The sequence below is a fragment of the Nocardia sp. JMUB6875 genome (assembly GCF_041154655.1).
Classification (GTDB): Bacteria; Actinomycetota; Actinomycetes; order Mycobacteriales; family Mycobacteriaceae; genus Nocardia.
In genome coordinates, this window is sequence record NZ_BAAFGR010000058.1 from 30,887 (window position 1) to 42,495 (window position 11,609).

11 protein-coding genes and 1 rRNA gene are annotated in these 11,609 nt (G+C 67.2%); 9 read left to right on the forward strand and 3 right to left on the reverse strand.

Annotation, left to right across the window (positions count from 1 at the left end):
- The first annotated feature begins 6 nt into the window (after positions 1–6).
- The 8 genes from ACAM49_RS17110 to groL all read left to right on the forward strand — a co-directional run bounded on the left by ACAM49_RS17110 (position 7) and on the right by groL (position 7,740).
- Entirely contained in the window at positions 7–1,482 is a 1,476-nt protein-coding gene (locus ACAM49_RS17110) for an ATP-binding protein (RefSeq protein ID WP_369636503.1), read from the forward strand.
- Entirely contained in the window at positions 1,482–1,835 is a 354-nt protein-coding gene (locus tag ACAM49_RS17115) for a UBP-type zinc finger domain-containing protein (RefSeq protein WP_369636504.1), read from the forward strand. The genes ACAM49_RS17110 and ACAM49_RS17115 overlap by 1 nt, the downstream gene beginning before the upstream one ends.
- A gap of 105 nt (positions 1,836–1,940) precedes the next feature.
- Positions 1,941–2,372, forward strand: coding sequence for a hypothetical protein (locus ACAM49_RS17120; protein ID WP_369636505.1), 432 nt, complete (start codon positions 1,941–1,943; stop codon positions 2,370–2,372).
- Between the two features lie 168 nt (positions 2,373–2,540).
- Positions 2,541–3,452, forward strand: coding sequence for an RNA polymerase sigma-70 factor (locus ACAM49_RS17125; protein WP_369636506.1), 912 nt, complete (start codon positions 2,541–2,543; stop codon positions 3,450–3,452).
- A 138-nt stretch (positions 3,453–3,590) separates the two neighbouring features.
- The gene (locus ACAM49_RS17130) at positions 3,591–4,673 is read left to right on the forward strand and encodes an NAD(P)/FAD-dependent oxidoreductase (protein ID WP_369636507.1); all 1,083 of its coding nucleotides are present in this window, start codon (positions 3,591–3,593) and stop codon (positions 4,671–4,673) included.
- 65 nt (positions 4,674–4,738) lie between these two features.
- Entirely contained in the window at positions 4,739–5,491 is a 753-nt protein-coding gene (locus ACAM49_RS17135) for a Clp protease N-terminal domain-containing protein (protein ID WP_369636508.1), read from the forward strand.
- Between the two features lie 107 nt (positions 5,492–5,598).
- Complete coding sequence (locus tag ACAM49_RS17140; protein WP_040813809.1) at positions 5,599–5,901, forward strand: hypothetical protein; 303 nt, start codon at positions 5,599–5,601, stop codon at positions 5,899–5,901.
- 216 nt (positions 5,902–6,117) lie between these two features.
- Positions 6,118–7,740: a chaperonin GroEL gene (gene groL / locus ACAM49_RS17145; RefSeq protein WP_369636516.1), complete on the forward strand. Its 1,623-nt coding sequence runs from the start codon at positions 6,118–6,120 to the stop codon at positions 7,738–7,740.
- A 144-nt stretch (positions 7,741–7,884) separates the two neighbouring features.
- On the opposite strand, the gene ACAM49_RS17150 is transcribed toward groL, so the two are convergent.
- From ACAM49_RS17150 to ACAM49_RS17160, 3 genes are all read right to left on the reverse strand, one after another.
- On the reverse strand, positions 7,885–8,757 hold the full coding sequence (locus ACAM49_RS17150; protein WP_369636509.1) for an SDR family NAD(P)-dependent oxidoreductase: 873 nt from the start codon (positions 8,755–8,757) through the stop codon (positions 7,885–7,887).
- A 57-nt stretch (positions 8,758–8,814) separates the two neighbouring features.
- Positions 8,815–10,650 carry an ArnT family glycosyltransferase gene (locus ACAM49_RS17155; protein WP_369636510.1) on the reverse strand — a complete coding sequence of 612 codons (1,836 nt, stop codon included), beginning with the start codon at positions 10,648–10,650 and terminating at the stop codon, positions 8,815–8,817.
- 122 nt (positions 10,651–10,772) lie between these two features.
- Positions 10,773–10,916: a hypothetical protein gene (locus ACAM49_RS17160; RefSeq protein WP_369636511.1), complete on the reverse strand. Its 144-nt coding sequence runs from the start codon at positions 10,914–10,916 to the stop codon at positions 10,773–10,775.
- A 590-nt stretch (positions 10,917–11,506) separates the two neighbouring features.
- On the opposite strand from ACAM49_RS17160, the gene ACAM49_RS17165 reads away from it, so the two are divergent.
- Positions 11,507–11,609 (forward strand): 16S ribosomal RNA (locus tag ACAM49_RS17165); the annotation flags it as partial.

Below are 11,609 nucleotides of genomic sequence, written 5' to 3' on the forward strand. Positions count from 1 at the left end.
GGGTGAATGGGCAACCTCGGATTGATCTGCGACCCGAACGAACTGCGTCAGCTGTTCCTGTTCGAGAAGCTCAACGACGAACAGCTGGCCTGGCTGTGCAAGGACGGCCGGGTCGAGATGTTCGAACCCGGACTGGTCTTCCGCGAGGGCGATCCGGCCACCTGCTTCTACGTCCTGATGGACGGCGAGGTGGTGCTGACCAAGATGTCCGGCGGCGAGGAGATCGAACTCGTCCGCACCGGGCACATCGGCTCCTACTCGGGCGCGTGGACCGCCTACATGGGCGACAAGGTCGAGCAGACCTACACCGCCTCCTTCTACGTGACGCGACCGTCGAAGTTCTTCGTGCTCGACGCCGGCACCTTCGCGAAGATGATGCAGGAATGGTTCCCGATGGCGCTGCACCTGCTGGAGGGCGTCTTCTTCGGCAACCGCAATGCCAATGAGCGCATCGGGCAGCGGGAACGGCTGCTGGCGCTGGGCTCGCTGTCGGCGGGCCTGACCCACGAGCTGAACAATCCCGCCGCGGCCGCCGTGCGCGCCACCTCCTCGCTGCGCGAGCGGGTGGCCGGGATGCGGCACAAGCTGAAGATGATGGCGCACGGCAAGTTCGACTCCAAGACGCTCGAGGCGCTGGTGCAGCTGCAGGAGGAGGCGGCCGCGCAGGTCGCCAAGGCCCCCAAGCTCACCTCCATGGAGGCCGCCGACCGCGAGGACGAGCTGGGCGACTGGCTGGAGAACCACGACATCGCCAACGGTTGGGATCTGGCCCCGAACTTCGTGCAGGCCGGCTTCGACATCGACTGGCTGGAGAAGGTGCACGGCACCCTGTCCGGTTGCGGCCCCGACGTTTTCGAGGGCGCCATCCGCTGGCTCAACTACACCGTCGAGACCGAACTGCTGATGAACGAGATCGGCGACTCCACCACCCGCATCTCCTCGCTGGTGAACGCGGCCAAGCAGTACTCGCAGATGGACCGGGCCCCGTTCCAGGTGGTGGACATCCACGAACTGCTGGACTCCACACTGGTCATGCTGGCCCGCAAGATCGGCGACGACATCACGGTGATCAAAGAATACGATCCGGCGCTGCCGCCGGTGCCCTGCTACGCCGCCGAGATGAATCAGGTGTGGACCAACCTGATCGACAACGCGGTCGCGGCCATGGGCGGGCGCGGTACGCTGACCATTCGCACGTATCGTGAAAATGACTGCGCCGCTATCGAAATCGGTGATACCGGCCCGGGCGTCCCGGAGGAGATCCGGACCCGCATCTTCGAGCCGTTCTTCACCACCAAGCCGGTCGGTGAGGGCACCGGGCTGGGGCTGGACATCTCGTTCCGGATCGTGGTCAACAAGCACCACGGCGATATCCGGGTCGAAACCGAGCCCGGCGACACCAGATTCATCGTCCGGCTGCCCCTCGAGGCGGCCAACCCGGCGGAAACCGAAGTGGCGCAATCGACTACCGGAGGCAACTGATGACCGAACAGATCGAAGGCATCGACACCGCCGTCCCGCCCAGCGGTTCGGGCTGCGTGGAATGCGATGCCGCGGGCGGCTGGTGGGTGCACCTGCGCCGGTGCGCGCAGTGCGGGCACGTCGGCTGTTGTGACATGTCGCCGAATCAGCACGGCACCAAGCACTTCGAGAGCACCGGGCATCCGTTCATCCAGAGCTTCGAGCCGGGTGAGGACTGGTACTACAACTTCACAAACAAGGAGATGTACGAGGGCGGCCCGGAACTCGCGCCGCCGCACGCGCATCCGGCGGATCAGCCGGTGCCGGGTCCGGCCGGGCGGGTGCCCGCGGACTGGCAGCAGCACCTGCACTGACGTCCGAGCTTTCCCTTCCGGGAGTCGCCGGGGCCGGGTACGCTGCTGCGAGCGTCGGGCCGGTCCCGGTGCCAGGCACTCTCGGGAAAGTTCGGAAAGCAGGGTATGAAGCGACTTTCGATCGTCGCCCTCGCAGCCGGTGCGATGGCGTTGGTTCTCGCCGGTTGCGGCAGTTCGGACAAATCCGCAGATGCGAGCGGTCTGAAACAGGCCGGGACAACCACGGCCAGAACCACCAGCCCGGCCGCTTCCACCTCCGTCGGACCCCTGGTGCAGCCGCCCGCGGACGCCCCGACCAGTGCCACCGCGGCCAAGAAGACCACCGCCCCCGCCGGCGCCCAGACCACCTGCGGCGATTTCCGCGACCTCTCCGAGGACACCGAGAAGCAGGTGATCGACCAGATCCTGGCCGCCCACCCCGGCTCCTTCCTGGACGGCAGCCCGAATGTCGCGCTCGGCACCGCCAAGCTGGCCTGCCTGGCCTCGACCTACGCGAACACCCCGGTCGCCGTCGCAATCCGGGTGGCGCCCAAATAGTTTCGTTCCCGATCTCCATTAGGGAACCATTGGCACCCCATCAGCGCGGGGGCGCACGGTTGCGGCGTGTGGATAGTCACCGCCGTGACCCGCCGCCGCAGGCGTATTGTCCTCAGCCCAGGGCGTAACGTTCTGAAACGATTGCGCACGACGAAGACGGGTGGCTTGATGGACTCCGACGGGCTGGTCGAATTCGAACGACACCGGCCGCGATTGTTCGCGCTGGCCTACCGCATGCTGGGCTCGGCCGCCGAGGCCGAGGACGCGGTGCAGGAGACCTACCTGCGCTGGGATGCCTCCGACCGCACCGAAATCCGTTCCGCGGAGGCCTGGTTGACCACTTTGCTGGTGAATCAGTGCCGTACCTGGCTGGATTCGGCGCGCTCGCGGCGCGAAACCTATGTCGGCCCGTGGCTTCCGGAGCCGGTCCCGACCGGGCACGGTGAACTCGGGCCGCTGGAGTCGGCCGAGCAGCGGGAACTGGTCTCGATGGCCTTCCTGGCCCTGGCCGAACGCCTGAGCCCCACCGAACGCGCCGTCTTCGTGCTGCGCGAGGCGTTCGGTTACGCGCACCGCGAGATCGCCGACATGCTCGGGCTCACCGAGGCCAATTCGCAGCAGGTGTACCGCCGGGCCGCCCACCGCGTGCAGGAGGAGCGTCCGCGCTTCGAGACCGCCCCGGCGCATGCGCGCGAGCTGGTCGAGAAATTCCTCAGCGCAGCGCAATCCGGTGATATCGCGGCGCTCGAGTCCATGTTCACCGCCGATATCGTGGCGCTGGCCGACGGCGGCGCGAAGGTCAACGCGGCCAAGCGGCCGATCCTCGGGGCCGAGAAGGTGGCCCGGTACCTGGTGGGCCTGTTCGCCAAGTCGGTCGCGATGCCGGATGTCAGCTTCGCGATCGAAGAGGTCAATGCGGCACCGGCCTTCGTAGTGCGCAAGGGCGAGACCGTGATCGGCACGGTGTCCGCCGCCTTCACCGGGGAGTTCATCAGCTCGGTCCAGGTCGCCGTGAACCCGGACAAGCTGGCCTACTTCGTGCGCAACGATCGCTTGTTCGCGGGCGAAACCGCTGTGTAGCGGCGGTTTTCGCGCGGAGAATTCCGCTGTGACGCAGGACACGTCCCGAATCTGTCAGGGATCGCGGGGCTGTCCGGTCTAGAGGGTGTCGGCCACCGAGCGGGGCCGAATGTGTACCTGATGAAAAGGAGCACTCTCATGACCGGGCAGCACCGAATCGTCGTTCTGGGCGCGGGTTACGCGGGACTGGCCGCGGCGCGGCAGGCCGTCAAGGCCAAGGGCGTGCGCGTCACCGTCATCGACTTCCACACCGAATTCGTCGACCGGGTGCGGTTGCACCAGGTCACGGCCGGTCAGGATGTACAGCGCTGGGAACTGCGGGAGAACTTGGCGGCCAAGGGCATCGAGTTCGTCAACGGCCGCGCCGAGCGCATCGACACCGCCGCCCGCCGCGTCGAACTGGCCGACGGCGCCACCGTCGCATACGACTCGCTGATCTACGCCCTCGGCAGCCGCGCCGACCTCTCGATGGTGCCCGGCGCCGCCGAATTCGCCCACACCGTCGCGACTTCCGAGGATGTGCGCCGGATTCCGGAGCTGAAGGGCCGGGTGGCCGTGGTCGGCGGCGGCGCGACCGGCCTCGAGACCGCGACGGAACTGGCCGAATCGCGCCCCGATCTGGAGGTCGCGCTGGTGAACTCGGACGAGCCGGGTGGCTGGCTGATCCCCAAGTCGGTCGCGCACATTCGCGCCGTGCTGGACCGGCTCGGCGTCGCGGTGCACGTGGCCAAGGTGGCGGCGGTGACCGCGACCGGGCTCGAACTGGTGGACGGCGACCGCATCGACGCCGACATCGTGCTCTGGACAACGGGTTTCACCGTGCCCGAGGTGGCGGCCCGCTCGGGCTTCCCGGTGGACGCGCGCAATCGGATCCTGACCGACGAGACCCTGCGGGTGCTGGGCCTCGAGGATGTCTACGCGGTCGGCGACGCGGCGGTCATGGTGGGGCACAACGGCCGTGAGGCGCGGATGTCGTGCCAGGCGGCACAGCCCGCGGGCAAGTACCTCGGCGGCGCGGTGGTGGCGCGGGTGCGCGGCAAGCAGCCCAAGGCTTTCCGGCCCCGCTTTGTCCTGACCTGCATCAGCCTCGGCCGTCGCGATGCCGTCGTCCAGTTCATGAAGGCCGATGACTCGAACGGGAACACGGTGCTGACCGGTCGCACGGGCGCGTGGATCAAGGAGCAGATCGTGGCCGCCGTGGGCCGGGCGGCCAAGGGGTGAACCAGGCCGCGCCAGCCGTCAACTTATGGTTGACCAACCTCCAGTGGTCAACCTAGAGTTGACGCATGACGAACTCCATCCGCCTCGACGATCTGATCGACGGCATCAAGAAGGCCCGCCCCGACGACGTCCTCGAACAACTCTCCGACGCCGTGGTGCTGGGCAACCACATCGGTGAGGTGGCCGACCATCTGATCGGCCACTTCGTGGACCAGGCCCGCCGCTCCGGCGCCTCCTGGACCGATATCGGTCAGAGCATGGGCGTCACCAAGCAGGCCGCGCAGAAACGCTTCGTGCCCAAGGCCCCCGCCGATCCCGGCCAGGCCGCCGCCCTCGATCCCAGTGCCGGATTCGCCCGCTTCACTCCGCGCGCCCGCCACGTGGTGATGGCCGCCCAAGAGGAAGCCCGGTCGGTCGGCAATCTCGAAACCCGTTCCGAACACCTGATTCTCGGGCTGCTCGCCGAGCCGGAATCCCTCGCGGTGAAGGTCATGGAGGCGAAGGGCGTCTCCGTGGACGCCGTCCGTCGGGTGGCCACGGCCGCGCTCCCCGCCGCCACCGGCGACCCGGTCCCCGCCCTCATCCCCTTCGACGCGCAGGCCCGCAAGGCCCTCGAGCTGACCTTCCGCGAGGCATTGCGCCTGGGTCACAACTACATCGGCACCGAGCATCTGCTGCTCGCCCTGCTGGATCAGGAGAACGGTTCCGGCGTGCTGTCCGGCCTGGGCCTGGACAAGGACGCCGTGCAGGCCGACATCGTGGCCCTGCTGGGTTCGCTGCCGGTGCCCGGCGTGACCGCGCCCGCCCTCGGCGAGTAGTCGGCGTGTCGTTCCACCATGCCATCGACCTGGTGATGTAGGGCTCGCATCCGCTCCCGCCGCACCGGGTCCCATGGTGTGCATGATGCGCCAGATACGATTGTGGAATGGCGGGCGACGAGGGTTCCGACCTAGTTGCGGGGGAAATGCGCGCTGACCTGCTGCGCGCGCTCAGTTATGTCTCCACCGAGGACACGCCGGACGGCGGCTACATCGTGAACGGAGACCTCCCGCCGGAGGTCGCCCCACCGTTCATCCGGGCCATCATGCGCATCGAAGCCGAACTCCTGCTCCAGGATGCCGAACTCGTCACTGTCGAACACGGCGAGCCGCGCACCCCGGAGGAGCGACGGACGGACGCTTTGATCGCGCTCTTGCTCCGCGTAGACGACCGTTCTCACTTCTCGTAGTCCTGGCGAGGCATCGGCCGCCGAGATCGCTCGCGCGGCCATTCGCCGGTTCCCCGTAACCTTGCACTCGTCGGGGGTGAGTGCTAGAAAGGGGTTTGGCACTCCGTACCCGTGAGTGCTAGGTCGGAACGGTGAGGCCGGTACCTCCGGTCGTCCGTCGCGGGCACCGAAGCTGACCAGATCATGCCCATCCCTGATCTGGAGGATCTCAACGCAATGGCCAAGACAATTGCGTACGACGAAGAGGCTCGCCGCGGACTCGAGCGTGGCCTGAACAGCCTCGCCGACGCTGTCAAGGTGACCCTCGGCCCGAAGGGCCGGAACGTGGTGCTGGAGAAGAAGTGGGGCGCCCCCACCATCACCAACGATGGTGTCTCCATCGCCAAGGAAATCGAGCTCGAGGACCCGTACGAAAAGATCGGCGCGGAGCTCGTCAAGGAAGTTGCGAAGAAGACCGACGACGTCGCGGGTGACGGCACCACCACCGCCACCGTGCTCGCCCAGGCTCTGGTTCGCGAGGGTCTGCGCAACGTCGCGGCCGGCGCCAACCCGCTGGGTCTGAAGCGCGGCATCGAGAAGGCCGTCGAGGCCGTCACCGCCAAGCTGCTCGACACCGCCAAGGAGGTCGAGACCAAGGAGCAGATCGCCGCCACCGCCGGTATCTCGGCCGGCGACTCGTCCATCGGTGAGCTGATCGCCGAGGCCATGGACAAGGTCGGCAAGGAAGGCGTCATCACCGTCGAGGAGAGCAACACCTTCGGCCTCCAGCTGGAGCTGACCGAGGGCATGCGCTTCGACAAGGGCTACATCTCCGGTTACTTCGTGACCGACCCGGAGCGTCAGGAAGCGGTCCTCGAGGATCCGTACATCCTGCTCGTCGGCTCGAAGATCTCGACCGTCAAGGACCTGCTGCCGCTGCTGGAGAAGGTCATCCAGGCCGGCAAGCCGCTGCTGATCATCGCGGAAGACGTTGAGGGCGAAGCGCTTTCGACCCTGGTCGTGAACAAGATCCGCGGCACCTTCAAGTCCATCGCCGTCAAGGCCCCGGGCTTCGGCGACCGCCGCAAGGCCATGCTGGCCGACATCGCCATCCTGACCGGTGGCGAGGTCATCAGCGAAGAGGTCGGCCTGTCCCTCGAGACCGCCGGTCTGGAGCTGCTGGGCACCGCCCGCAAGGTCGTCATCACCAAGGACGAGACCACCATCGTCGAGGGCGCGGGCGACCCGGAGGCCATCAAGGGCCGTGTCGCGCAGATCCGCACCGAGATCGAGAACTCGGACTCGGACTACGACCGCGAGAAGCTGCAGGAGCGCCTGGCCAAGCTGGCCGGCGGTGTCGCGGTGATCAAGGCCGGCGCCGCGACCGAGGTCGAGCTCAAGGAGCGCAAGCACCGCATCGAGGACGCCGTCCGCAACGCGAAGGCCGCCGTCGAGGAGGGCATCGTCGCCGGTGGTGGCGTGGCCCTGCTGCAGGCCGCCCCCGCGCTGGACGCCCTGTCCCTGTCCGGTGACGAGGCCACCGGCGCGAACATCGTTCGCGTCGCGCTGTCCGCGCCGCTGAAGCAGATCGCCTTCAACGCGGGCCTGGAGCCCGGCGTCGTCGCCGAGAAGGTCTCGAACCTCCCGGCGGGCCACGGCCTGAACGCCGACTCGGGCGAGTACGTCGACCTGCTGGCCGCCGGCGTTGCCGACCCGGTCAAGGTCACCCGATCGGCGCTGCAGAACGCCGCCTCCATCGCGGCGCTCTTCCTCACCACCGAGGCCGTCGTCGCCGACAAGCCGGAGAAGGCCGCCCCCGCGGGCGACCCGACCGGCGGCATGGGCGGCATGGACTTCTGAGTCCTGCCTCCGGCAGCACAAAGCAATAAACGAGGGCCCGGCCACCTTGCGGTGGCCGGGCCCTCGGCTATGGGTGGGGACCGGTGTCTGTCGGGCCCGTATCGGTGGCAGGGTCCGCGTCCGGGTTCATTTCGTTGTGGCGGTTCACATTCCGCTGGTGAAGCGGGCGTTGCGGATGGCGTCGGCGCGTTCGGGGAGGGCGGAGTCGACGAAGGCCGCGATCCGGCCCATCACTGGAGCCAGGCGGCGAGGGCGGTCGGTGATGGCGTCGCAGATGATCTGACCGCCTTCTTCGGGGGTGAGGGCGTTGGCGGTGGCCTGGGTGTAGATGGGGTTCGCCGTGATCATGTCGGTGCGGACGAGGGGGAGGTAGATCGAGGTGAATCTCAGGTTCTCGGTGTGGGTTTCGGCTTGGAGGTTGGTGCTCAGTGAGTCGAGGGCGGCCTTGGAGGCGACGTAGGCGGCGTAGCCGGGGCCGCCGTAGAGGTTGGCCAGGGAGAGGATGTTGATGATCTGGCCCTGGCCTGAGGCGCGCATGGCGGGGGCGAAGGCCAGGATGAGGCGGACGGGGGCGAAGTAGTTGAGGCGCATGGTGCGCTCGTAGTCGTGGAAGCGGTCGTAGGACTGGTCCAGGCGGCGGCGGATGGAGCGGCCCGCATTGTTGACCAGGATGTCGACGCGGCCGTGGTCGGCGAGGACCTTCGCGGTCATGGCGTCGAGGGCGTCGAAGTCGTTGAGGTCGCAGGGGTAGGCGGCGGCGCGGCCCCCGCGGGCCTCGATTTCGGCTACGGCGGTGGCGAGTTCGTCGGCGCGGCGGGCGACCAGCAGGACGGTGGCTCCGGCGGCGCCCAATTCGAGGGCGGCGGCGCGGCCGATGCCGGAGGAGGCTCCGGTGATCAGAACGGTGCGGCCGGCGACCGCGTCGGCGAGGGTGCGGTTGCGGCGCAGCCGCGAGAGGCTCACCTGGGTGTCGAGGCCGTGTCTGATCTTGTGGAGCAACCCGCTGATGTCTTGCATAGTTAGGGATGCTAAGTGCCGCATCGCGATTCGGTCGGTGAGTCGCGAATTCGATTCCTACCGGTGGTGAGCGCAGCTGTAGGCCTGGATCGACGGGCCGTCACCCTGGCCCGGCAACTCGCGGCAGTGCTGTCGAATCCATTCCAGACGGTCGTCCTTCGCGGGGGTGACAAAGACCAGTCCGACCTGACCGGAGTTGATTATTGCTGCCACCTGATCGACGGTGGGGACCGGTGACTCACCGGTGAAGCCGCCGATGCTCGGCACTTGCTCGCCGCTGACCAGGATGAACGGGGCGGCGAGGGCAGTGGTGTAGGTGAGCAGCGGATAACGCGGGTGGCCCGGCATTTTCGCGAGCTCGTCGTCGAGCTGCTGTGCGCTGCCGATCGAAGAGGCCATGAATCCCTGGGTGACTTGGCGGGCCGCCGCCGACTCGTACGGGGTGTCGAGCGGGCCGTAACCGTCGGCGACCACCGACAGCGCGGCAGCGGAAGGTGCGGCCAGCGCCGCGACCAGAAGTAGCGCGGCCGACACTGCTTCCCGAACGCGGAGCGCGGCCACGACGAGCGCCACGGTGACCACCACGAGTCCGACGCGTACCCAGCTTGGCGCGGCGGCCGAGAGCCACCAGCCGTAGGCGGCCGTCGCGCCGATCGAGAGCAGGCCGAGCATGCGTACCCGCCGGTCGGTGGATTGCCGGAAAGCGTTGGCCCCCATGCCGATCAGAGCCGCGATCGGGGGTGTGAGAACCGCCAGGTAGTAAGGGTTCACGGTGCCGATCACCAGGAAGACCGCCAGGTGGATGAGCAGCCAGCCGCCCCACAGCATCAGTGCCGCGGTCTCCCGATCGGTGCGCGGTCGCCGCCGCGCGGCCCAGGCCAGTGCGAGCAGGCAGACCAGCGCGAGCGGAATCAGCCATCCGGTTTCGCGGCCGCCGCCCCCGCCGAAGAGGTGATCGAACCGGTGGTCCGGGCCGATCACCAGTTGCGCGCGATAGCCGCTCTGGCCCCCGCCGGCGGCGAAGTTGGCGGCCCCGACGCCGAATCCGTCATTGGTCCGGCTGGCTCCGTTGTAGACGAAGACCTGCTCGAACAGTGAGTTGTCGTGACTGCCGTCGACATAGGGCCGGTGCGCCGCGGGCAGCAGGCTGACCAATGCCATCCAGCTCAGCGAAACCGCCGGCGCGAGTGTGCCGCACCAGGCGAGGCCCGTGATCCGTTGCCGCAGTTCGCTTCTCGACGCGGCGATCAGGACCGCGGCGGCCAAGGCCGGAACCACGAGCCACGCCTGCAACATCTTGGCCTGGAAGGCGAGGCCGATGAACAGCCCGCAGTACAGCAGATCCCGCGTCCGCCCCGAGACGATCGCCGCCGCCGCGCGATCCGCCGCCAGGACGAGGAACAGCACCAGCAGGGTGTCGGAGATATTGCCGCGGTTCAGCGCGACCGTCGCCGGCGCGAGCGCCGCGACCACCGCCGCGACGATGGCCGCGTACGGACCGGACAATCGCCGTACCGCTCGATAGAGCACGAGAACCGTGAGCACGCCCTCGATGACCTGCGGCAGCTGATACGCCCAGAGGTGCGGCCCGAAGATCCGCACGGACAGTGCCTGGATCCAGATCGCCCCGGGCAGCTTGTCGAGGCTGATGGTTCCCGCCGGATCGAAGGCGGCGAAGAAGAAGTTGTGCCAGCTCATGCTCATCGACCGCGCGGCGGCCGAGTAGTAGAGATGCGGCGTCCGCGCCCCGATGCCCCAGACATAGAGCGCTCCCGCCACCGCGGCGGTAACGAGTAGTGCGGGCCGGGCCCAGCGCGGCTGGTCTTCCGGACCTCGCAACCATCGCGACCAGTCGGTGCCGAACCGTGCGGGAGCTGCGATTACGCCTGTCACAGACCTAATCTCGGACGCCACCGGGTGGGTGTCAAAGGAAATCAACCCGTGGGCGGAGGGCATTCGGCGGGAATCGGTCCGCAGGCGTAGGCACGCCCATCGTCGGGTGGAGGGGAGTGTCGTCAGCGATGCGGATGGCGCTCGGAGAGGGTGACCGCGACATCGATGGGCCGGATGCCGAGTTGCTCGGCGGCCGCCGCGACGGCGGCGCGCACCTCGGCGTCGTCGGGGTAGGTCGGGTCGTAGAGGAGTTCGACCAATTCCATGGCCGCGATTGCCTGCTCCCGCGTGACCAATCGGCCCGGCAACCAACTAACACGCCAGTCGGTTTCTTTATGGCCGGGCAGTCTTTCCGCGAACTCGTCGACGACGGAGCTCGTAATCGACCAGTCGCAGACGTACACGTGAGCCAATTTAGTCCTCTGACCAGCCGATTTGACTCTGTTCGTAGCAACACGTAACTTATTCCAGGTCAGAGCGACACGGACACCGACCCGGAGCCCCAAGGGCCTGGGAAACGAGGTTGGACGAGGAGCGCCTGATGATCACACTGGCTTCACCTGACCAGCGGATTTGGTTCCGCTGATACGGCTGGGCTAAGCTGTAAAAGTTGCCTCACGATCGAGCGGGACTTAGAGCCCGGGAGATCGTTTGTGCGTGTGTTCTTTGAGAACTCAATAGTGTGTCGATGAATGTCAGTGCCAAATATTTTATTTGGTTCCAATCATTCTCACCCCCGTGAGGGTGGTTGGACAATTTAGTCAGCTTAATTTCCGAGCTGGCGTTAAAAATCTGCCAAGGTTTTCGGACTCTGGTTAATTCTTCCGATAAGCCCTTCGGGGCCGATCGAGAGTCTTCAACGGAGAGTTTGATCCTGGCTCAGGACGAACGCTGGCGGCGTGCTTAACACATGCAAGTCGAGCGGTAAGGCCCTTCGGGGTACACGAGCGGCGAACGGG

Coding starts and splice junctions, on each gene's coding strand:
- ACAM49_RS17110 (WP_369636503.1), top strand. CDS start 7: ATGGGCAACCTCGGATTGATCTGCGACCCGAACGAACTGCGTCAGCTG.
- ACAM49_RS17115 (WP_369636504.1), top strand. CDS start 1,482: ATGACCGAACAGATCGAAGGCATCGACACCGCCGTCCCGCCCAGCGGT.
- ACAM49_RS17120 (WP_369636505.1), top strand. CDS start 1,941: ATGAAGCGACTTTCGATCGTCGCCCTCGCAGCCGGTGCGATGGCGTTG.
- ACAM49_RS17125 (WP_369636506.1), top strand. CDS start 2,541: ATGGACTCCGACGGGCTGGTCGAATTCGAACGACACCGGCCGCGATTG.
- ACAM49_RS17130 (WP_369636507.1), top strand. CDS start 3,591: ATGACCGGGCAGCACCGAATCGTCGTTCTGGGCGCGGGTTACGCGGGA.
- ACAM49_RS17135 (WP_369636508.1), top strand. CDS start 4,739: ATGACGAACTCCATCCGCCTCGACGATCTGATCGACGGCATCAAGAAG.
- ACAM49_RS17140 (WP_040813809.1), top strand. CDS start 5,599: ATGGCGGGCGACGAGGGTTCCGACCTAGTTGCGGGGGAAATGCGCGCT.
- groL (WP_369636516.1), top strand. CDS start 6,118: ATGGCCAAGACAATTGCGTACGACGAAGAGGCTCGCCGCGGACTCGAG.
- ACAM49_RS17150 (WP_369636509.1), bottom strand. CDS start 8,757: ATGCAAGACATCAGCGGGTTGCTCCACAAGATCAGACACGGCCTCGAC.
- ACAM49_RS17160 (WP_369636511.1), bottom strand. CDS start 10,916: ATGGAATTGGTCGAACTCCTCTACGACCCGACCTACCCCGACGACGCC.